Genomic DNA, 21,503 nt, shown 5'->3' on the forward strand with positions numbered 1-21,503 from the left:
GGCGACCAGGGTCAGCAGCAGTTCAACGGTCAGGGTCAGCAGTACCCCGGTCAGGGTCAGCAGCAGTACGGCAATCAGGGTCAGCAGCAGTACCCCGGTCAGGGCCAGCAGCAGTACGGCGACCAAGGTCAGCAGCAGTATCCGGGTCAGGGTCAGCAGCAGTACGGCAATCAGGGTCAGCAGCAGTACCCCGACGGCGGGAACACCGGGGCGCAGTCCCAGGTGCCCTACGGCGGCGACCCCGCCGACCCCTACGCCGGCCAGTACACGGGTGAGCAGCCTGACTTCTACGGCACCCCCGATGCCTATCCGCCGCCCGAGCCGCCCGCCCGCCGCCGCGCCGAACCCGAACCGGAGCCCGACTGGGACCCGGGACCTGACCAGGGCGAGCACGCCTTCTTCGCCGGTGGCGATGACGATGACGACGACTTCGACGACGACGACGATGACGACCCGAAGAAGGGCCGGGGCCGCGGTGACCGCAAGGGCGGGGGCGGCGGCACGGGCAAGAAGAAGCGCCGCAGCGGCTTTGCCTGCCTGGTGGTCGTCATGGTCTTCGGAGGCGCTCTCGCCGGAGCCGGGGTTTTCGGCTACCACTACTACCAGAATCGTTTCGGCTCGGCTCCCGACTTCGCGGGCGACGGTTCGGGACAGGTCCCCGTGGTGATCGCCAAGGGCGAGGGTGGCTACGTAATCGGCCAGAAGCTCAAGGCGCTGGGTGTCGTGAAGAGCGTCGATGCCTTCGTCTCCGCTCAGCAGGAGAATCCCAAGGGCAAGTCGATTCAGGCGGGCGCTTATCTCCTGCGCAAGGGGATGTCGGCCGCGAGCGCCGTCGAGCTGTTGCTCGATCCCAAGAGCCAGAACAACGTGACCGTGCCTCCCGGTTTCCGTAATGCCCAGGTGTATGCGGCGATCGATGCGAAGCTCGGACTCGCCAAGGGCACCACCAGCGGCGTCGCGAAGAAGGAATACAAGAGCCTGGGGCTCCCGAGCTGGGCGAACAGCAACAAGGACATAAAGGATCCACTGGAAGGATTCCTTTACCCGCTGACGTATCCCGCCGCCAAGGGCATGAAGCCCGAGACCGTGCTGAAGGCCATGGTGGCGCAGGCAAACAAGAAATACGTCGCGCTGGGAGTCGTGGCGAAGGCGAAGACACTCCACCTCGACAATCCCTTGCAGGTGGTCACGGTCGCGAGCCTGGTCCAGGCCGAGGGCAAGACGCACGACGACTACCGCAAGATGGCCGAGGTCGTCTACAACCGGCTGAAGACCTCCAACACCGAGACCAACCAGAAGCTGCAGTTCGACTCCACCTTCAATTACCTGAAGGGGCAGAGCAAGATTCACATCAGTGAGTCCGAGATCAACAGCAATCCGGACCCGTACAACACGTACACGCACGCGGGTCTGCCGCCCGGTCCGATCGGAAATCCGGGTGACGACGCGTTCAGGGCGGTGTTCACCCCGACGAGCGACGGCTGGCTCTACTTCGTGGCGACCGACGGCCAGAACAATACCGAATTCGCCAAGACGAACGCCGAATTCGAGAGACTCAAGAAGAAGTTCAATGCCAGCTCCGGAAACTGACGGCCGCCGGGCCGCGGTGCTCGGCTCGCCGATCGCGCACTCCCTCTCCCCGGTGCTGCACCGTGCCGCGTACCGGGAGCTGGGCCTCGGGGACTGGTCGTACGACCGCTTCGAGGTCGACGAGGAGGCACTGCCCGGGTTCTTCGACGGTCTCGGACCGGAGTGGGCCGGGCTCTCGCTGACCATGCCGCTCAAGCGGGCGGTCATGCCGCTGCTCGACGGGATCAGCGCGACGGCCGCCTCCGTGGAGGCGGTCAACACCGTCGTGTTCACCGAGGACGGGCGGCGCGTCGGCGACAACACCGACATTCCCGGGATGGTCGCCGCGCTGCGTGAGCGGGGGATCGAGCAGGTCGACTCGGCCGCCGTCCTCGGGGCCGGCGCCACCGCCTCCTCGGCGCTGGCCGCCCTCGCGCGGATCTGTACCGGCGAGGTCGTCGCGTACGTCCGCAGCAAGGAGCGGGCCGCCGAGATGCGGCAGTGGGGCGAGCGGCTCGACATCGAGGTGCGCACCGAGGACTGGGCCGACGCCGAACAGGCGCTGCGGGCTCCGCTGGTGATCGCCACGACTCCGGCGGGGACCACGGACGCGCTGGCCGCCGCCGTCCCGGAACGCCCCGCGACCCTCTTCGACGTGCTGTACGACCCCTGGCCGACCGACCTGGCGGCACGCTGGTCGGCGTACGGCGGAGCCGTCGTCGGCGGACTCGATCTGCTCGTTCACCAGGCCGTGCTCCAGGTCGAGCAGATGACCGGGCGGACGCCCGCGCCGCTCGGCGCCATGCGCACGGCCGGCGAACACGCCCTCGCCGCCCGGTAGACGACCGCTCCGGGGCCGCGAGCACGTGGGCCGGCACGGCGTGGAGTCCCTCGTGACACAGCCGGAGGCCCGGGGGACCCCGGCTGCCCGAACGGTCCGGGACAGGCCCGCTCAGGCGCCTCCCGGGGCGTACGCGGGGCGGTGCGACCCGGCCGGGTGCGTCCGCCTGATGGACCTGCGGCCGGTTCCGGCCCCCGGACGTGGGAGGATCGGAGACGGCGGGCCAGGGCCGCGCACCCGGTCGCGCCGTCGCCGTACGCGAGGACGCGTGTACGCAGCAGCAGCACCAGGGCGCGAGCATGAGGAGCACCGTTGAGCAGGTTGCGCTGGCTGACCGCGGGGGAGTCCCACGGTCCCGCACTTGTCGCGACGCTGGAGGGCCTTCCCGCCGGCGTCCCGATCACCACGGAGATGGTGGCGGACCACCTCGCCCGGCGGCGCCTGGGCTATGGACGCGGCGCCCGGATGAAGTTCGAGCGCGACGAGGTCACCTTCCTCGGCGGCGTCCGGCACGGTCTCACCCTCGGCTCCCCGGTGGCCGTCATGGTCGGCAACACCGAGTGGCCCAAGTGGGAGCAGGTCATGGCGGCCGACCCGGTCGCCCCGGAGATCCTCGCCGAACTGGCCCGCAACGCCCCGCTGACCCGCCCCCGGCCCGGCCACGCCGACCTCGCCGGCATGCAGAAGTACGGTTTCGACGAGGCCCGGCCGATCCTGGAGCGCGCCTCCGCCCGTGAGACCGCTGCCCGCGTCGCGCTCGGCGCGGTCGCCCGTTCGTACCTCAAGGAGACGGCCGGGATCGAGATCGTCTCCCACGTCGTCGAGCTCTGCTCCGTGAAGGCCCCGCAGGGCGTGTACCCCACCCCCGCCGATGTCGACAAGCTCGACGCCGACCCGCTGCGCTGCCTGGACGCCGACGCCTCGAAGGCGATGGTCGCGGAGGTCGACCAGGCCCACAAGGACGGCGACACGCTCGGCGGCGTCGTCGAGGTGCTCGCGTACGGCGTCCCCGTCGGCCTCGGCTCGCACGTGCACTGGGACCGCAAGCTGGACGCCCGTCTCGCCGGTGCCCTGATGGGCATCCAGGCGATCAAGGGCGTCGAGATCGGCGACGGCTTCGAACTGGCCCGGGTGCCCGGCTCCCAGGCCCACGACGAGATCATCAACACGCCCGAGGGCATCAAGCGGACGTCCGGCCGCGCCGGCGGCACCGAGGGCGGTCTGACCACCGGCGAACTGCTGCGCGTCCGCGCCGCGATGAAGCCGATCGCCACCGTGCCGCGCGCGCTGGCCACCATCGACGTCGCGACCGGCGAGGCCGCCAAGGCCCACCACCAGCGCTCCGACGTCTCCGCCGTGCCCGCCGCGGGCATCGTCGCCGAGGCCATGGTCGCCCTCGTCCTCGCGGACGCGGTGGCCGAGAAGTTCGGCGGCGACTCGGTCACCGAGACCCGTCGCAACGTCCGGTCGTACCTCGAGAACCTGGTCATCCGGTGACCGCCCCACGGCTCGTCCTGGTCGGCCCGATGGGGGTCGGCAAGTCCACGGTGGGCGCGCTCGTGGCCGAGCGGCTCGGCTGCGGCTACCGGGACACGGACGACGACATCGTGGCCGCCGAGGGCCGCACCATCGCCGACATCTTCCTCGACGACGGCGAAGCCGCCTTCCGCGCGATCGAGAAGCGGGCGGTGCGCGAGGCGCTCGCCGGGCACGACGGTGTGCTGGCGCTGGGCGGAGGTTCGATCCTCGACGCGGACACCCGCGCGCTGCTCGCCGGGCACCAGGTCGTCTACCTCTCGATGGACGTCGAGGAGGCGGTCCAGCGCACCGGACTGAACGCGGCCCGGCCGCTGCTCGCCGTCAACCCGCGCCGGCAGTGGCGCGAGCTGATGGAGGCGCGCCGCCACCTGTACACCGAAGTCGCCCGCGCGGTCGTGGCGACCGACGGCCGTACCCCCGAAGAGGTCGCCCAAGGGGTCCTCGACGCACTGGAGTTGAAGGAAGCATGAGCGAGGCAGTGACCCGTGTCCAGGTCGGCGGCAGCGCGGGCACCGACCCCTACGAGGTCCTGATCGGCCGTCAGCTCCTCGGTGAGCTCGGCGGGTTGATCGGCGGCAAGGCCAAGCGCGTCGCCGTGATCCATCCCGAGGCGCTCGACGGAACGGGCGAGGCGCTCCGCGCCGACCTGGCGGAGCAGGGCTTCGAGACCGTCGCCATCCAGGTGCCGAACGCCGAGGAGGCCAAGACCGCCGAGGTCGCGGCCTACTGCTGGAAGGCGCTGGGCCAGTCCGGCTTCACCCGCACCGACGTCATCGTCGGTGTCGGCGGGGGTGCCACCACCGACCTCGCCGGCTTCGTGGCGGCGACCTGGCTGCGCGGGGTGCGCTGGATCGCCGTCCCCACCACCGTGCTCGCCATGGTCGACGCGGCGGTCGGCGGCAAGACCGGCATCAACACCGCCGAGGGCAAGAACCTCGTCGGCGCCTTCCACCCGCCCGCGGGTGTGCTCTGCGATCTGGCGGCGCTCGACTCGCTGCCGGTCAACGACTACGTCTCCGGGCTCGCGGAGATCATCAAGGCCGGCTTCATCGCCGACCCGGTGATCCTGGAGCTCATCGAGTCCGACCCCGAGGCGGCCCGGACGCCCGCGGGCCCGCACACCGCCGAGCTGATCGAACGCTCCATCAAGGTCAAGGCCGAGGTCGTCTCCGGCGACCTCAAGGAGTCGGGGCTGCGCGAGATCCTCAACTACGGCCACACGCTCGCCCACGCCATCGAGAAGAACGAGCGCTACAAGTGGCGGCACGGCGCGGCGGTCTCCGTCGGCATGCACTTCGCCGCCGAACTCGGCCGTCTCGCGGGCCGGTTGGACGACGCGACCGCCGACCGCCACCGCACGATCCTGGAGTCCGTCGGCCTCCCGCTGAGCTACCGCTACGACCAGTGGCCCAAGCTCGTGGAGAACATGAAGGTCGACAAGAAGTCCCGCGGCGACCTGCTGCGCTTCATCGTCCTCGACGGGCTGGCCAAGCCGACCGTCCTGGAGGGCCCGGATCCGGCCGTCCTGCTCGCCGCGTACGGCGAGGTCGGCGAGTAACGGGCGGCGCCCCGCACGGACGTATGGTCCGAAGGACCCCTGCTCAACCCGTTTTGCCTCTGCCTCACGGGCACTTCGCACGCTCCCCGGCCGTTCACACAACGGCGGCCGGGGAAGGTACCGTTCGGTAGCGACGGGACCGGCGTCCCGTCCGCCAGCGCACATCGCCTGTACGAGACGGAGTGGCACCGGATGCAGCACGCAGTGGGGGCTCCGCTGCCGCCGCCCCACCAGCCGGGGCAGGAACCGGCCGCCGGATGGTCGCCGGCCGGACAGTACCCGGGGCAGCGGGGTTCCGCTCCGGGCTTCGCGGGAGCGCCGGCGCCGCCCGGCGCCCCTCCCGCGCAGGCCCCGCAGCATCACCTGCCGCCGCATCAGATGCCCCCGCAGCCTCCGCAGTACCCATCGGCGCAGCCACCGCCGCACCCTCCCGTCCCGCCGGACACCACCGGCCATGTGCGGCTGCCTCCGGGCGTTTCCGTGGCCATGCCGAGCCCGCCGCTCGCCACGGGCGCGCCCGATCCGGCGGCCACCACGCTCGCGGTCCTGCTGATCGGCCCCGCGGGCGCCGGGAAGACCAGCGTCGCCAAGTACTGGGCGGACCACCGCCGGGTGCCCACGGCCCACATCAGCCTCGACGACGTACGCGAATGGGTGCGCTCGGGCTTCGCCGACCCGCAGTCGGGATGGAACGACCATTCCGAGGCGCAGTATCGTCTCGCCCGCCGCACCTGCGGCTTCGCCGCCCGCAACTTCCTGGCCAACGGCATCTCGTGCATCCTCGACGACGCCGTCTTCCCGGACCGCCCGGTCGTCGGACTCGGCGGCTGGAAGCGCCACGTGGGCCCCGGGCTGCTGCCGGTCGTGCTCCTGCCGGGCCTGGAAGTGGTCCTGGAGCGCAACGCCGAGCGCTCAGGGAACCGCAGGCTCAGTGACGAGGAGGTCGCCCGTATCCACGGCCGGATGGCCGGCTGGTACGGCTCCGGGCTCCCGATCATCGACAACTCGCAGCTCGACGTGGCGGCCACGGCATGCGTCCTGGACGACGTCCTGGCACGGTCGATCGCCAGCCCGCCGCAGTGGTGAGCGGGCACCGCTTCCGCCCGTCCGGGTGCCGGGTTACCCGTCCGGCCCTCTGAACCGGCGGCATCCGGCCACCGCTCGTACGCTCGGTTCATGTCAGAGGTGTACGCGACCCGCAGAGAGCGGCTCAGGGAACGCAGCACGGCGGGCGGCAGCGCGACCGCGCTGGTGACCCGCCCCGCCAATGTGAGGTATCTCGCGGGCGCGGCGCCGCACGGCTCCGTGCTCCTGCTCGGCAGCGACGAGGACGTGCTGCTGTGCGGCGGTCCGCCGACCGGTGAGGCCGTGGAAGGGCGCCCCGACGAGGCGCTCAACGTAAGGGTGCTGCCGCGCGCCGGCGGTGATCCCGCCGTCGCGGCCGCCGGTCTGGCGGCAGGACAGGGTGCCGAGTCCCTCGCGGTCGAGGAACACCACCTGACCGTGACCCGGCACCGCGCCCTCGGCTCGGTGGCGCCGCGACTGCGCCTGGCCGACCTGGGCGGCGCGGTGGAACAGCTGCGAGTGATCAAGGACGAGGAGGAGATCTCCTGTCTGCGGATCGGGGCCGAGATCGCCGACCAGGCGCTCGGCGAACTCCTCGAATCCATTCTCGTCGGCCGCACCGAACGCCATCTCGCCCTGGAGCTGGAGCGCCGGCTCGTCGACCACGGCGCGGACGGGCCGGCCTTCGCGACCTCGGTCGGCACCGGACCGAACTCGGGACAGCGCGGCCACCGGCCCACCGACCGGCGCGTCGAGGAAGGTGACTTCCTCTCCGTCTGTCTCGGCGCGACCTACCGCGGCTACCGATGTGAGATCGGTCGTACGTTCGTGATCGGCACCTCGCCCGCCGACTGGCAGATCGAGCTGTACGACCTCGTCTTCGCCGCCCAGCGCGCCGGTCGGGAGGCGCTGGTACCCGGCGCCGCCTACCGCGACGTGGACCGCGCGGCCCGTCAGGTACTGGACTCCGGGGGCCATACCGAAGGGCTTCCGTCGCTGACGGGACACGGTGTCGGGCTCGAAATCGACGAGGACCCGCAGCTTGCCCCCGCGGCCATGGGTAAACTGGACGCTTGCGTGCCGGTCACCGTCGAACCGGGGGTCCACCTTCCGGGCCGGGGCGGTGTCAGGATCGATGACACGCTCGTCGTACGCCCTGAGGCGGACGGCGGACCCGAGCTACTCACCATTACGACCAAGGAGCTGCTCGCGCTCTAGCTTTTCGAGCTGTGCGCGTGCGCCGTGGTCGTCCACGTCAGTCCAGGAGATTCCGCAACCGTGGCTTCCACGAACGACCTCAAGAACGGCCTGGTGCTCAAGCTCGACGGAGGCCAGCTCTGGTCCGTCGTCGAGTTCCAGCACGTCAAGCCCGGCAAGGGCCCGGCCTTCGTGCGCACCAAGCTGAAGAACGTGCTCTCCGGCAAGGTCGTCGACAAGACGTTCAACGCCGGCGTCAAGGTCGAGACGGCCACGATCGACAAGCGCGACATGCAGTTCTCGTACATGGACGGCGAGTACTTCGTCTTCATGGACATGGAGACGTACGACCAGCTCATGGTCGACCGCAAGGCCGTCGCCGACGCTGCCAACTTCCTCATCGAGGGCTTCACGGCCAGCGTCGCCCAGCACGAGGGCGAGGTGCTCTTCGTCGAGCTGCCGGCCGCCGTCGAGCTGGTCATCCAGGAGACCGAGCCTGGCGTCCAGGGCGACCGCTCCACCGGTGGCACCAAGCCCGCCACCCTGGAGACCGGCCACCAGATCCAGGTCCCGCTCTTCATCACCACCGGTGAGAAGATCAAGGTCGACACCCGCACCAGCGACTACCTCGGCCGGGTGAACAGCTAACCGTGGCTGCCCGCAACACGGCCCGCAAGCGCGCCTTCCAGATCCTCTTCGAGGGCGACCAGCGCGGCGTGGATGTCCTGACGGTCCTCGCGGACTGGATCCGGCACTCCCGGTCCGACACCCGGCAGCCGCCGGTCAGCGAGTACACGATGCAGCTGGTCGAGGGCTACGCCACCAAGGTGAGGCGGATCGACGAGCTCATCGCGCAGTACGCCGTCGGCTGGACGCTGGACAGGATGCCGGTCGTCGACCGCAACATCCTGCGCCTCGGTGCCTACGAGCTGATCTGGGTCGACGAGACCCCGGACGCCGTGGTGCTCGACGAGGCGGTCCAGCTGGCGAAGGAGTTCTCCACGGACGAGTCGCCCTCGTTCGTGAACGGGCTGCTGGGCCGGCTGAAGGACCTGAAGTCCTCGCTCCGCCGCGACGAGGACTAGGACCTGTCCGGCCGATCACGGTGGAGGATGCCACTCGTGCCCGGCCGGCAGCCGTAGCCGTGCGGCCCCAAGGGGGCGTACGGAACGCCGGAGGGCCCGCAGCGTGATCGCTGCGGGCCCTCCGGCGTTCCCGTACCCCTGAGGCTCCCGAGGCCCGCAGACGGCCGCCGGGGTGGCCGGAACCATCAGGTCCCGGCCACCCCGGCGGCACGTTTCTGCTGAGCTGTCCCCAGGGAATCAGCCCTCGTCGTGGGCGACCGCGCGACGCGCGTCCGCGTCCAGGACACCCCAGCTGATCAGCTGCTCGGTCAGGACCGAGGGGGACTGGTCGTAGATGACGGCGAGGGTGCGCAGGTCGTCCTGGCGGATCGACAGCACCTTGCCGTTGTAGTCGCCGCGCTGCGACTGGATCGTCGCCGCGTAGCGCTGCAGGGGGCCCGCCTTCTCGGCCGGCACGTGCGCCAGCCGCTCAAGGTCGAGGACCAGCTTCGGCGGCGGCTCGGCGGCCCCGCCCGGCGTGGTCCCGGGCAGCAGCTCCTGGACCGGAACCCCGTAGAAGTCCGCCAGTTCGGCGAGGCGCTGTACGGTGACGGCGCGGTCGCCGCGCTCGTACGAACCGACCACGACCGCTTTCCAGCGTCCCTGGGACTTCTCCTCCACACCATGGAGGGAAAGGCCCTGCTGGGTGCGGATGGCGCGGAGCTTGGCCCCGAGCTGTTTGGCGTATTCGCTGGACATATAGCTCCCCGGACGCTGTATCAACGTGCGGCTCCGCCGCGCGGCTGGTGACTCACTGTGAGGTTACGCAGAGTTACTCTCCCCCGTCAAGCCGAAGGATTTTCGACCGGCTCCCGCACGGGTGTCGCCGGGTGTGGCTCAAAGCGATGTGATCAGGTCCGTTGTCGGGCTGGTACCGTTGATGGCGCAATTCCGACGTCCTTTAATGATCCGTCCCGTGAGGCGGAGAAGGAGGTCCGTTTCCTATGGACACCCAGCCCGACCAGCAGCAGTACGAAGCCGATGCGCGGCCCGTTCTCGAGGCGCCCGACATCGCGCGGGTGCTGACCCGCATCGCCCACGAGATCGTCGAACGCGCCAAGGGCGCCGACGACGTGGTCCTCCTCGGCATTCCGACCCGGGGTGTGTTCCTGGCCCGCAGACTGGCCGAGAAGCTCCAGGAGATCACCGACCGCAAGATCCCGGTCGGCTCCCTCGACATCACCATGTACCGCGACGACCTGCGCATGCACCCGCCGCGTGCGCTGGCCCGCACCGAGATCCCCGGTGACGGCATCGACGGCCGCCTCGTCGTCCTCGTCGACGACGTGCTCTTCTCCGGCCGCACCATCCGCGCCGCGCTCGACGCGCTGAACGACATCGGCCGGCCGCGCGCCGTGCAGCTCGCCGTCCTGGTCGACCGGGGCCACCGCGAACTGCCGATCCGCGCCGACTACGTCGGCAAGAACCTCCCCACGTCGTTGCGGGAGACGGTCAAGGTCCAGCTCGCCGAGGAGGACGGTCGCGACACCGTGCTGCTCGGCGCCAAGCGGACCTCCCCGGGCGAGCCCCAGTAGCACTCCGGTCCCCGCCGCCGAGTGCGCTCCCGCGCGCCCGCATGCCCGAATCCTCCCTGAACTTCCTTACGGAGCCTGACAGATGCAGCGTCATCTCATCTCGGCCGCCGACCTCACCCGCGACGACGCCGTCCTGATCCTCGACACCGCCGAGGAGATGGCCCGGGTCGCCGACCGGCCGATCAAGAAGCTGCCGACCCTGCGCGGCCGCACCGTCGTCAACCTCTTCTTCGAGGACTCGACCCGGACCCGGATCTCCTTCGAGGCCGCCGAGAAGCGCCTCTCCGCGGACGTCATCAACTTCACCGCCAAGGGGTCGAGCGTCTCCAAGGGCGAGTCCCTCAAGGACACCGCCCAGACCCTGGAGGCCATGGGGGTCGACGCCGTCGTCATCCGGCACGGCGCCTCCGGAGCCCCCTACCGGCTCGCCACCTCCGGCTGGATCGACGCCGCCGTCATCAACGCCGGTGACGGCACCCACCAGCACCCGACGCAGGCCCTGCTCGACGCCTTCACCATGCGCCGCCGGCTGGTCGGCCGGGACGCCGGGATCGGCCAGGACCTGGCCGGCAAGCGCATCACGATCGTCGGCGACGTCCTGCACAGCCGCGTCGCCCGCTCCAACGTCGACCTGCTGCACACACTCGGCGCCGAGGTCACCCTCGTCGCGCCGCCCACGCTGGTGCCGGTCGGCGTGGAGAGCTGGCCCTGCGAGATCTCGTACGACCTGGACAGCACCCTCTCCAAGTCCGACGCGGTGATGATGCTGCGCGTGCAGCGCGAGCGGATGAACGCCGCGTTCTTCCCGACCGAGCGCGAGTACTCGCGTCGCTACGGGCTCGACGGCGAGCGCATGGCGAAAATGCCGGAGCACGCCATCGTCATGCACCCCGGCCCGATGGTCCGCGGCATGGAGATCACCGCCGAGGTCGCCGACTCCGAGCGCTGCACCGTCGTCGAGCAGGTCGCCAACGGTGTCTCCATCCGCATGGCCGTCCTGTACCTGCTCCTGGGCGGCAACGAGCCCGCCGTCACCCACACCCGCCCGCCCGTCTCCCACCACCACCCTTCCAACGAGCGCTCCGCGCACACCATTTCCGCGGACGAGGAGAAGTAAGACCATGAGCAAGATCCTGATCCGTGGTGCGCGGGTGCTCGGCGGCGAGCCGCAGGACGTCCTGATCGACGGCGAGGTCGTCGAGGCCGTCGGCACCGGGCTGTCCGCCGAGGGCGCGGAGGTCGTGGAGGCCGACGGCAAGGTGCTGCTGCCGGGCCTCGTCGACCTGCACACCCATCTGCGCGAACCCGGCCGCGAGGACTCCGAGACCGTGCTGACCGGCACGCGCGCGGCGGCGAGCGGCGGCTTCACGGCCGTGTTCGCCATGGCCAACACCTTCCCGGTCGCCGACACCGCCGGCGTGGTCGAGCAGGTCTACCGGCTCGGCCAGGAGCACGGCTACTGCGACGTCCAGCCGATCGGCGCCGTCACCGTCGGCCTGGAGGGCAAGAAGCTCGCCGAGCTCGGCGCCATGCACGAGTCCGCGGCCGGTGTCACGGTCTTCTCCGACGACGGCAAGTGCGTCGACGACGCGGTGATCATGCGCCGCGCGCTGGAGTACGTGAAGGCCTTCGGCGGCGTCGTCGCCCAGCACGCCCAGGAGCCCCGCCTCACCGAGGGCGCCCAGATGAACGAGGGCGTCGTCTCGGCGGAGCTCGGGCTCGGCGGCTGGCCCGCGGTGGCCGAGGAGTCGATCATCGCCCGCGACGTCCTGCTCGCCGAGCACGTCGGCTCCCGCGTCCACATCTGCCACCTGTCGACCGCCGGGTCCGTCGAGATCGTCCGCTGGGCCAAGTCCCGCGGCATCGACGTCACCGCCGAGGTCACCCCGCACCACCTGCTCCTCACCGACGAACTGGTGCGGTCGTACAACCCGGTCTACAAGGTCAACCCGCCGCTGCGCACCGAGCGCGACGTCATGGCGCTGCGCGAGGCGCTCGCCGACGGCACGATCGACATCGTCGCGACCGACCACGCGCCGCACCCGCACGAGGACAAGGACTGCGAGTGGGCCGCCGCTGCCATGGGCATGGTCGGTCTTGAGACCGCGCTGTCCGTGGTCCAGCAGACGATGGTCGAGACGGGACTGCTCGACTGGGCCGGCGTCGCCGACCGCATGTCCGTGAAGCCCGCCGCGATCGGCCGGGCCACGGGCCACGGACGTCCCGTCTCGGCAGGCGAGCCCGCCAACCTCACGCTGGTCGACACGGCATACCGTGGAACGGTGGACCCCGCTGGCTTCGCCTCGCGCAGCCGCAACACCCCTTACGAGGGCCGTGAGCTGCCGGGCAGGGTCACCCACACCTGGCTGCGGGGCAAGGCCACCCTCGTCGACGGGAAGCTCGCGTGACACCTCTCCTCTCCATCGCCGCCGCACAGAAGTCGGCCGAAGTGACCGACTGGAGCGCCCGGATCGGCTGGCTCGTCGGTCTCGCCCTCTTCATCGCGCTTGTCTACTGGCTGATGCGCGAGGGCTGGAAGTGGCGCGGCACCCTCCAGGGCGACCTGCCCGAGCTGCCTGCCGCGCCGGAAGACCCCGGCCCGGTGAAACTGAGCATGAGCGGCCGCTACCACGGCTCCACCACCGCCGGGCAGTGGCTCGACCGCATCGTGGCGCACGGCCTGGGCACCCGCAGCCGGGCCGAGCTCACCCTGACGGACGCGGGACTGGACGTCGTACGCCCCGGAGCGGACGACTTCTTCATCCCGGCCTCGCAACTGCGCGAGGCCCGGCTCGACAAGGGCATCGCGGGCAAGGTCCTCACCGAGGGCGGACTCCTCGTCGTCACCTGGGCGCACGGCGACAGGCTCCTCGACTCCGGTTTCCGCTCGGACCGCGCGGCCGAGCACAACGAATGGGCCGACACCCTGAACGACATGATCAACAAGACGGAAACGGAAGGCGCACGATGACGACCTCCACTCAGGGGAACGCCTCGCAGAGGGAAAAGGCGCTTCCCGCCGTACTCGTCCTGGAGGACGGCCGGGTCTTCCGCGGCCGCGCCTACGGGGCCGTGGGGGAGACCTTCGGCGAAGCGGTGTTCTCCACCGGCATGACCGGCTACCAGGAGACCCTCACCGACCCGTCGTACCACCGCCAGGTCGTCGTGATGACCGCCCCGCACGTCGGCAACACCGGCGTCAACGACGAGGACCCGGAGTCGGGGCGGATCTGGGTCTCCGGATACGTCGTCCGCGACCCCGCGCGCGTGCCCTCCAACTGGCGATCCCGGCGCTCCCTGGACGAGGAACTGCGGAGCCAGGGCGTCGTCGGCATCAGCGGCATCGACACCCGCGCCCTCACCCGGCATCTTCGCGAGCGCGGCGCCATGCGCGTCGGCATCTTCTCCGGCAACGCGCTGCCCGACGCGGGCACCATGCTCGCCGAGGTGCGCCAGGTGCCCGAGATGAAGGGCGCGAACCTCGCCGCCGAGGTCGCCACCAAGGAGACGTACATCGTCCCCGCGATCGGTGAGAAGAAGTTCACCGTCGCCGCCGTCGACCTCGGCATCAAGGGCATGACCCCGCACCGGATGGCCGAACGCGGCATCGAGGTGCACGTGCTGCCCGCCACGGCCACCGCCGAGGACATCTACGCCGTGAACCCGGACGGCGTGTTCTTCTCCAACGGCCCGGGCGACCCGGCCACCGCCGACGGTCCCGTGGCGGTCATGCGGGAAGTCCTCGCCCGCAAGACCCCGCTCTTCGGCATCTGCTTCGGCAACCAGATCCTCGGCCGCGCCCTCGGCTTCGGCACGTACAAGCTGAAGTACGGCCACCGCGGCATCAACCAGCCCGTGCAGGACCGTACGACCGGCAAGGTCGAGGTCACCGCGCACAACCACGGCTTCGCCGTCGACGCCCCGCTCGACGAGATCTCCGAGACCCCCTACGGCCGCGCCGAGGTCTCCCATGTCTGCCTCAACGACAACGTGGTGGAGGGCCTCCACCTGCTCGACCAGCCGGCCTTCAGCGTCCAGTACCACCCCGAAGCGGCAGCAGGACCGCACGACGCCGCCTACCTGTTCGACCGCTTCGTATCTTTGATGGAGGGCCAGCGTGCCTAAGCGCACCGATATCCAGTCCGTCCTGGTCATCGGCTCCGGCCCGATCGTCATCGGCCAGGCCGCCGAGTTCGACTACTCCGGCACCCAGGCGTGCCGCGTCCTGCGCGCCGAGGGCCTGCGGGTCATCCTCGTCAACTCCAACCCGGCGACGATCATGACCGACCCGGAGATCGCCGACGCCACCTACGTCGAGCCGATCACCCCCGAGTTCGTCGAGAAGATCATCGCCAAGGAGCGCCCCGACGTCCTGCTGCCGACGCTCGGCGGCCAGACGGCCCTCAACACCGCGATCTCCATGCACGAGCAGGGGGTGCTGGAGAAGTACGGCGTCGAGCTCATCGGCGCCAACATCGAGGCCATCAACAAGGGCGAGGACCGCGACCTCTTCAAGGGCGTCGTCGAGGCCGTGCGCCAGAAGATCGGCCACGGCGAGTCCGCCCGGTCCGTCATCTGCCACACCATGGACGACGTCATCAACGGCGTCGACACGCTCGGCGGCTACCCCGTCGTCGTCCGGCCCTCCTTCACCATGGGCGGCGCCGGCTCCGGCTTCGCGCACGACGAGGAGGAGCTGCGCCGCATCGCCGGCCAGGGCCTGACGCTCTCCCCGACCACCGAGGTGCTCCTGGAGGAGTCCATCCTCGGCTGGAAGGAGTACGAGCTGGAGCTGATGCGCGACAAGAACGACAACGTCGTGGTCGTCTGCTCCATCGAGAACTTCGACCCGATGGGCGTCCACACCGGTGACTCGATCACCGTCGCCCCGGCCATGACGCTGACCGACCGCGAGTACCAGCGGCTGCGCGACATCGGCATCGCGATCATCCGCGAGGTCGGCGTCGACACCGGCGGCTGCAACATCCAGTTCGCCGTCAACCCCGACGACGGCCGCATCATCGTCATCGAGATGAACCCGCGCGTCTCGCGGTCCTCGGCGCTGGCCTCCAAGGCGACCGGCTTCCCGATCGCCAAGATCGCGGCCAAGCTGGCCGTCGGCTACACGCTCGACGAGATCCCGAACGACATCACCGAGAAGACCCCGGCGTCCTTCGAGCCGACCCTCGACTACGTCGTCGTGAAGGCCCCGCGCTTCGCCTTCGAGAAGTTCCCGTCCGCCGACTCCACCCTCACGACCACCATGAAGTCGGTCGGCGAGGCCATGGCGATCGGCCGCAACTTCACCGAGGCGCTGCAGAAGGCGCTGCGCTCGCTGGAGAAGAAGGGCAGCCAGTTCACCTTCGTGGGTGAACCCGGTGCCAAGGACGAGCTGCTGCGCGAGGCCGTCCGGCCCACCGACGGCCGCATCAACACCGTCATGCAGGCCATCCGCGCGGGCGCCACGCAGGAAGAGGTCTTCGAGTTCACGAAGATCGACCCGTGGTTCGTCGACCAGCTCTTCCTGATCAAGGAGATCGCGGACGATCTGGCCGCCGCCGCCAAGCTCGACCCCGAGCTGCTCGCCGAGGCCAAGCGGCACGGCTTCTCCGACGCCCAGATCGCCGAGATCCGCGGGCTGCGCGAGGACGTCGTCCGCGAGGTGCGGCACGCGCTGGGCGTACGCCCGGTCTACAAGACGGTCGACACCTGCGCCGCCGAGTTCGCCGCCAACACGCCGTACTTCTACTCCTCCTACGACGAGGAGACCGAGGTCGCGCGGCGCGAGAAGCCCGCCGTGATCATCCTGGGCTCCGGCCCGAACCGCATCGGCCAGGGCATCGAGTTCGACTACTCCTGCGTCCACGCCTCCTTCGCGCTCAGCGACGCGGGCTACGAGACCGTGATGGTCAACTGCAACCCCGAGACCGTCTCCACGGACTACGACACCTCCGACCGCCTGTACTTCGAGCCGCTGACGCTCGAGGACGTGCTGGAGATCGTGCACGCGGAGTCGCTGGCCGGTCCGATCGCCGGTGTGATCGTGCAGCTCGGCGGCCAGACCCCGCTCGGCCTGGCACAGGCGCTCAAGGACAACGGCGTACCGATCGTGGGCACCCCGCCCGAGGCGATCCACGCCGCCGAGGACCGCGGAGCCTTCGGGCGGGTCCTCGCGGAGGCGGGCCTGCCGGCTCCCAAGCACGGCACCGCCACCACCTTCACCGAGGCCAAGGCCATCGCCGACGAGATCGGCTACCCCGTCCTCGTCCGGCCCTCGTACGTCCTCGGCGGACGCGGCATGGAGATCGTCTACGACGAGACGCGGCTGTCCTCGTACATCGCCGAGTCGACCGAGATCAGCCCCTCCCGGCCGGTCCTGGTCGACCGGTTCCTCGACGACGCGATCGAGATCGACGTCGACGCGCTCTACGACGGCGAGGAGCTCTACCTCGGCGGCGTCATGGAGCACATCGAGGAGGCCGGCATCCACTCCGGCGACTCGGCGTGCGCGCTCCCGCCGATCACCCTCGGCGGGTTCGACATCAAGCGGCTGCGCGCCTCGACGGAGGCCATCGCCAAGGGCGTCGGCGTCCGCGGTCTGATCAACATCCAGTTCGCGATGGCCGGCGACATCCTCTACGTCCTCGAAGCCAACCCGCGCGCCTCGCGCACCGTCCCCTTCACCTCGAAGGCGACCGCGGTGCCGCTCGCTAAGGCCGCCGCCCGCATCTCGCTGGGCGCGACCGTCGCGGAGCTGCGGGCCGAGGGCCTGCTCCCGGCGAACGGCGACGGCGGCACGCTGCCGCTCGACGCGCCGATCTCCGTCAAGGAGGCCGTCATGCCGTGGTCGCGCTTCCGCGACATCCACGGACGCGGCGTCGACACGGTGCTCGGTCCGGAGATGCGCTCCACCGGCGAGGTCATGGGCATCGACTCGGCGTTCGGGACGGCGTACGCCAAGTCGCAGGCCGGCGCCTACGGCCCGCTGCCCACCAAGGGCCGCGCCTTCATCTCGGTCGCCAACCGCGACAAGCGCTCGATGATCTTCCCGGCGCGCGAACTCGTCGCCCACGGCTTCGAGCTGATGGCCACCTCCGGCACGGCCGAGGTGCTCAAGCGCAACGGCATCAACGCCACGGTCGTGCGCAAGCAGAGCGAGGGCGAGGGCCCGAACGGCGAGAAGACCATCGTCCAGCTCATCCACGACGGCGAGGTCGACCTCATCGTCAACACGCCGTACGGCACCGGCGGCCGCCTCGACGGCTACGAGATCCGCACGGCGGCCGTGGCCCGCTCGGTCCCGTGCCTGACGACGGTGCAGGCGCTCGCCGCCGCCGTCCAGGGCATCGACGCGCTCAACCACGGCGACGTGGGCGTGCGCTCGCTCCAGGAACACGCCGAGCATCTGACGGCGGCGCGCGACTAGCGGACCTGAGGGGGACACCGGAAACGGTGTCCCCCTCTTCATGAGGCCCCTTGCCCCTTCAAGAGGCGCCCCTCACCGGGCTTTTTTCGAGGACATGATCATGTACAAGTTCTTCTTCAACCTCGTCTTCAAGCGGATGGACCCGGAGCAGGCCCACCACCTGGCCTTCCGCTGGATCCGCGTCGTCGCCCGCGTCCCCGTCCTGCGGACCTTCGTCGCCGCCGTGCTCGCGCCCCGCTACAAGGAGCTGCGCACCGAGGCGCTCGGGCTGCGCATGCACGGCCCCTTCGGGCTCGCGGCGGGCTTCGACAAGAACGCCGTGGCCATCGACGGGATGTCGATGCTCGGCTTCGACCACATCGAGATCGGCACGGTCACCGGGGAGCCACAGCCGGGCAACCCGAAGAAGCGGCTGTTCCGCCTCGTGCCGGACCGCGCGCTGATCAACCGCATGGGCTTCAACAACGAGGGCTCCGCGGCCGTCTCCGAGCGCCTGGCGGCCCGTACGCCCGTCTTCAGGGCCGTCGTGGGCGTCAACATCGGCAAGACCAAGGCCGTCCCCGAGGCGGAGGCCGTCGGCGACTACGTGAAGTCGACCGAGCGGCTCGCCCGGCACGCCGACTACCTCGTCGTGAACGTGTCGTCCCCGAACACCCCCGGCCTGCGCAACCTCCAGGCCACCGAGGCGCTGCGCCCGCTGCTCAGCGCCGTCCGCGAGGCCGCCGACCGCGCTGTCACCGGCCGGCGCGTCCCGCTCCTCGTCAAGATCGCGCCCGACCTCGCCGACGAGGACGTCGACGCGGTCGCCGATCTCGCCGTCGAACTCGGCCTCGACGGGATCATCGCCACGAACACCACCATCGCGCGCGAGGGGCTCGGTCTGACGTCCGACCCCTCCCTGGTGAAGGAGACCGGAGGCCTCTCGGGCGCGCCGCTCAAGGCACGCTCCCTGGAGGTGCTCCGCCGCCTCTACGCGCGCGTGGGCGACCGCGTCACCCTGGTGGGCGTGGGCGGCATCGAGAACGCCGAGGACGCCTGGCAGCGCATCCTGGCCGGCGCCACCCTGGTCCAGGGCTACAGCGCCTTCATCTACGAGGGCCCCTTCTGGGGCCGCGCCATCCACAAGGGGCTCGCCGCCCGCCTGCGGACGAGCCCGTACGCCACCCTCGCCGACGCGGTCGGCGCCGACGTGAGGAAGTCCGTATGAGCCTGGAACCCTTCGGCGCGCGCCTTCGCCGCGCCATGGACGAGCGCGGGCCCCTGTGCGTGGGCATCGACCCGCACGCGTCCCTGCTCGCCGACTGGGGGCTCGGCGACGACATCGCGGGCCTGGAGCGCTTCAGCCGCACGGTCGTCGAGGCGCTCGCCGAACGGGTGGCCGTCCTCAAGCCGCAGAGCGCGTTCTTCGAGCGCTTCGGGTCGCGCGGGATCGCCGTCCTGGAGAAGTCGGTCGAACAGGCGCGGGCGGCCGGGGCGCTGGTCGTGATGGACGCCAAGCGCGGCGACATCGGCTCGACCATGGCCGCGTACGCCGAGACCTTCCTGCGCAAGGACGCGCCCCTCTTCTCGGACGCGCTGACCGTGTCGCCCTACCTGGGCTACGGCTCGCTGAAGCCCGCCGTGGAGCTGGCCCGCGAGAGCGGTGCGGGTCTCTTCGTCCTCGCGCTCACCTCCAACCCGGAGGGCGGCGAGGTGCAGCACGCCGTCCGCGCGGACGGACGCACCGTCGGAGCGACGATGCTCGGGCACCTGGCCGCAGAGAACGCGGACGAGCGGCCCCTCGGCTCCTTCGGGGCGGTCGTCGGCGCCACGCTGGGCGATCTCTCCTCGTACGACCTGGACATCAACGGCCCGCTCCTCGCGCCGGGCATCGGAGCCCAGGGAGCGACCGCGGCCGACCTGGCGGGCGTCTTCGGGTCCGCCGTGCGCAACGTCGTCCCGAACGTGAGCCGGGGTGTTCTGCGTCACGGTCCCGACGCGCTGGCCCTGCGCGAGTCGGCGGAGGGGTTCGCGGAGGAGATCAGGGCGGCCGTGGCGGCCGCCTGAGCCCTCCGACAGCCGTTCGACAGTCCTCCCACGGGTGTCGCGCGAGCGCCCCGAGTCTGAATACATTCTCAAATCCGGGGAGGTATGTCGGAAATGTCGGGCCTCAGGGAGGCTGACCAGGACTTTTCCTCTGTTCTCGCTGACTCCGGCGCACTTGCCCGCTAGTCTCCGTCGAGTGGGGCACCTCCCGCGGCCTCAAGGGCGCTGGAGGACATCGGGCAACCGTGTTGCTCGTAGCCCCCAGGTGTGGGGCGACTAGGTTCCTCACCGGTCCGTATCCGACAGTTCGACATCCGAGGTGACGTAGGCGTGGCTCTTCCGCCCCTTACCCCTGAACAGCGCGCAGCCGCGCTCGAAAAGGCCGCCGCGGCTCGCCGGGAGCGGGCCGAGGTCAAGAATCGACTCAAGCACTCCGGCGCCTCGCTTCACGAGGTCATCAAGCAGGGCCAGGAGAACGACGTCGTCGGCAAGATGAAGGTCTCCGCTCTCCTGGAGTCCCTGCCGGGCGTGGGCAAGGTCCGCGCCAAGCAGATCATGGAGCGACTCGGGATCTCCGAGAGCCGCCGCGTTCGCGGTCTCGGCTCGAACCAGATCGCCTCTTTGGAGCGCGAGTTCGGCGGTTCCGGCGCCTGAGTCCTGGACACCCCGGGATTGCTGGAATAATCGCTGCATGAGTGAACGTCCGCGGCTGACCGTGCTCTCCGGCCCCTCAGGGGTCGGCAAGAGCACGGTCGTCGCTCATATGCGCAAGGAACACCCCGAGGTCTGGCTCTCGGTGTCGGCGACGACCCGCAAGCCGCGCCCCGGTGAGAAGCACGGTGTCCACTACTTCTTCGTCTCCGACGACGAGATGGACAAGCTGATCGCCAACGGCGAGCTCCTGGAGTGGGCCGAATTCGCCGGCAACCGCTACGGCACTCCGCGCGCCGCCGTCCTGGAGCACCTGGAGTCGGGTGCGCCGCTGCTTCTGGAGATCGATCTCCAGGGTGCCCGGCAGGTCCGCGAGTCCATGGAGGACGCGCTCCTCGTGTTCCTGGCCCCGCCCTCCTGGGAGGAACTGGTCCGCAGGCTCACCGGACGCGGCACCGAACCCCCCGAGGTGATCGAGCGACGTCTGGACGCGGCGAAGATCGAACTGGCGGCCGAGCCGGAGTTCGACATCACCCTGGTCAACACCTCCGTCGAGGACGTGGCGCGTGAGCTGCTAGCCTTGGTGGAAGTTGTTTGATCTTTCAGGTCAATTTCCACCTTTCGGAAGGCAGAGCGTGTCCTCTTCCATCACTGCTCCCGAGGGCATCATCAACCCTCCGATCGACGAGCTCCTCGAGGCCACCGACTCGAAGTACAGCCTGGTGATCTACGCGGCCAAGCGTGCCCGCCAGATCAACGCGTACTACTCGCAGCTCGGCGAGGGCCTCCTCGAGTACGTCGGTCCGCTTGTGGACACCCACGTCCACGAGAAGCCGCTGTCGATCGCCCTGCGCGAGATCAACGCGGGTCTGCTGACCTCCGAGGCCGTCGAAGGCCCCGCTCAGTAGTCGTTCATTTGCTCATCCCAGGCCCGGCGGCGCGACTGCCGGGCCTGTGGTGTGTCATGGAGTCG

Annotated in this window: 21 protein-coding genes; 20 read left to right on the forward strand and 1 reads right to left on the reverse strand. The window is 70.2% G+C overall.

The genetic code is table 11. The annotated features are described in order from the left end of the window. The 9 genes from mltG to nusB form a co-directional block, all read left to right on the forward strand. The coding region (mltG, locus tag ACIQRL_RS22725; RefSeq protein WP_401334174.1) for an endolytic transglycosylase MltG at window positions 1-1,590 on the forward strand (1,590 nt) is incomplete at its 5' end. After that, window positions 1,571-2,410 carry a shikimate dehydrogenase gene (locus ACIQRL_RS22730; protein ID WP_401334176.1) on the forward strand — a complete coding sequence of 280 codons (840 nt, stop codon included), beginning with the start codon at window positions 1,571-1,573 and terminating at the stop codon, window positions 2,408-2,410. The genes mltG and ACIQRL_RS22730, both read left to right, overlap by 20 nt. A 312-nt stretch (window positions 2,411-2,722) precedes the next feature. Next, on the forward strand, window positions 2,723-3,907 hold the full coding sequence (gene aroC, locus ACIQRL_RS22735; RefSeq protein ID WP_401334179.1) for a chorismate synthase: 1,185 nt from the start codon (window positions 2,723-2,725) through the stop codon (window positions 3,905-3,907). A gap of 29 nt (window positions 3,908-3,936) precedes the next feature. Continuing rightward, window positions 3,937-4,419 carry a shikimate kinase gene (locus tag ACIQRL_RS22740; protein WP_401334482.1) on the forward strand — a complete coding sequence of 161 codons (483 nt, stop codon included), beginning with the start codon at window positions 3,937-3,939 and terminating at the stop codon, window positions 4,417-4,419. Next, entirely contained in the window at window positions 4,416-5,507 is a 1,092-nt protein-coding gene (gene aroB, locus ACIQRL_RS22745; protein WP_401334181.1) for a 3-dehydroquinate synthase, read from the forward strand. Before ACIQRL_RS22740 ends, aroB begins: the two co-directional genes overlap by 4 nt. 192 nt (window positions 5,508-5,699) lie before the next feature. Continuing rightward, window positions 5,700-6,593 (forward strand): Pro-rich N-terminal domain-containing protein, encoded by an 894-nt coding sequence (locus ACIQRL_RS22750; protein WP_401334184.1) that lies wholly within the window; start codon window positions 5,700-5,702, stop codon window positions 6,591-6,593. A gap of 90 nt (window positions 6,594-6,683) precedes the next feature. Next, window positions 6,684-7,790, forward strand: coding sequence for an aminopeptidase P family protein (locus tag ACIQRL_RS22755; protein ID WP_401334187.1), 1,107 nt, complete (start codon window positions 6,684-6,686; stop codon window positions 7,788-7,790). 60 nt (window positions 7,791-7,850) lie between these two features. After that, window positions 7,851-8,417, forward strand: coding sequence for an elongation factor P (efp, locus tag ACIQRL_RS22760; protein WP_261702763.1), 567 nt, complete (start codon window positions 7,851-7,853; stop codon window positions 8,415-8,417). A gap of 2 nt (window positions 8,418-8,419) precedes the next feature. After that, on the forward strand, window positions 8,420-8,854 hold the full coding sequence (nusB, locus tag ACIQRL_RS22765; protein WP_401334189.1) for a transcription antitermination factor NusB: 435 nt from the start codon (window positions 8,420-8,422) through the stop codon (window positions 8,852-8,854). Window positions 8,855-9,091: 237 nt separating this feature from the next. On the opposite strand, the gene bldD is transcribed toward nusB, so the two are convergent. Further along, window positions 9,092-9,592 carry a transcriptional regulator BldD gene (bldD, locus tag ACIQRL_RS22770; protein ID WP_037621142.1) on the reverse strand — a complete coding sequence of 167 codons (501 nt, stop codon included), beginning with the start codon at window positions 9,590-9,592 and terminating at the stop codon, window positions 9,092-9,094. Window positions 9,593-9,837: 245 nt separating this feature from the next. On the opposite strand from bldD, the gene pyrR reads away from it, so the two are divergent. The 11 genes from pyrR (at window position 9,838) to rpoZ (ending at window position 21,438) form a co-directional block, all read left to right on the forward strand. Next, complete coding sequence (gene pyrR / locus ACIQRL_RS22775; RefSeq protein ID WP_401334193.1) at window positions 9,838-10,428, forward strand: bifunctional pyr operon transcriptional regulator/uracil phosphoribosyltransferase PyrR; 591 nt, start codon at window positions 9,838-9,840, stop codon at window positions 10,426-10,428. 82 nt (window positions 10,429-10,510) lie between these two features. Then, a complete protein-coding gene (locus tag ACIQRL_RS22780) occupies window positions 10,511-11,545 on the forward strand; it encodes an aspartate carbamoyltransferase catalytic subunit (protein ID WP_401334196.1) in 1,035 nt (344 codons plus the stop codon). 4 nt (window positions 11,546-11,549) lie between these two features. Beyond that, complete coding sequence (locus ACIQRL_RS22785) at window positions 11,550-12,836, forward strand: dihydroorotase (RefSeq protein ID WP_328667016.1); 1,287 nt, start codon at window positions 11,550-11,552, stop codon at window positions 12,834-12,836. Then, a complete protein-coding gene (locus ACIQRL_RS22790) occupies window positions 12,833-13,399 on the forward strand; it encodes a hypothetical protein (protein ID WP_401334199.1) in 567 nt (188 codons plus the stop codon). Before ACIQRL_RS22785 ends, ACIQRL_RS22790 begins: the two co-directional genes overlap by 4 nt. Beyond that, on the forward strand, window positions 13,396-14,553 hold the full coding sequence (gene carA, locus ACIQRL_RS22795) for a glutamine-hydrolyzing carbamoyl-phosphate synthase small subunit (RefSeq protein ID WP_401334201.1): 1,158 nt from the start codon (window positions 13,396-13,398) through the stop codon (window positions 14,551-14,553). The genes ACIQRL_RS22790 and carA overlap by 4 nt, the downstream gene beginning before the upstream one ends. Continuing rightward, window positions 14,546-17,854 (forward strand): carbamoyl-phosphate synthase large subunit, encoded by a 3,309-nt coding sequence (carB, locus tag ACIQRL_RS22800; RefSeq protein ID WP_401334204.1) that lies wholly within the window; start codon window positions 14,546-14,548, stop codon window positions 17,852-17,854. Before carA ends, carB begins: the two co-directional genes overlap by 8 nt. A gap of 100 nt (window positions 17,855-17,954) precedes the next feature. Beyond that, entirely contained in the window at window positions 17,955-19,061 is a 1,107-nt protein-coding gene (locus ACIQRL_RS22805; RefSeq protein WP_401334484.1) for a quinone-dependent dihydroorotate dehydrogenase, read from the forward strand. Beyond that, the gene (pyrF, locus tag ACIQRL_RS22810; protein WP_401334207.1) at window positions 19,058-19,900 is read left to right on the forward strand and encodes an orotidine-5'-phosphate decarboxylase; all 843 of its coding nucleotides are present in this window, start codon (window positions 19,058-19,060) and stop codon (window positions 19,898-19,900) included. Before ACIQRL_RS22805 ends, pyrF begins: the two co-directional genes overlap by 4 nt. Window positions 19,901-20,209: 309 nt before the next feature. Continuing rightward, window positions 20,210-20,533: an integration host factor gene (locus tag ACIQRL_RS22815; RefSeq protein WP_081223334.1), complete on the forward strand. Its 324-nt coding sequence runs from the start codon at window positions 20,210-20,212 to the stop codon at window positions 20,531-20,533. A gap of 37 nt (window positions 20,534-20,570) precedes the next feature. Continuing rightward, window positions 20,571-21,128: a guanylate kinase gene (gene gmk / locus ACIQRL_RS22820; RefSeq protein WP_401334210.1), complete on the forward strand. Its 558-nt coding sequence runs from the start codon at window positions 20,571-20,573 to the stop codon at window positions 21,126-21,128. A 37-nt stretch (window positions 21,129-21,165) separates the two neighbouring features. Then, window positions 21,166-21,438, forward strand: coding sequence for a DNA-directed RNA polymerase subunit omega (gene rpoZ, locus ACIQRL_RS22825; RefSeq protein ID WP_003982715.1), 273 nt, complete (start codon window positions 21,166-21,168; stop codon window positions 21,436-21,438). Window positions 21,439-21,503: the final 65 nt, after the last annotated feature.

It is taken from the genome of Streptomyces sp. NPDC091209 (assembly GCF_044757755.1).
Lineage (GTDB): Bacteria > Actinomycetota > Actinomycetes > Streptomycetales > Streptomycetaceae > Streptomyces.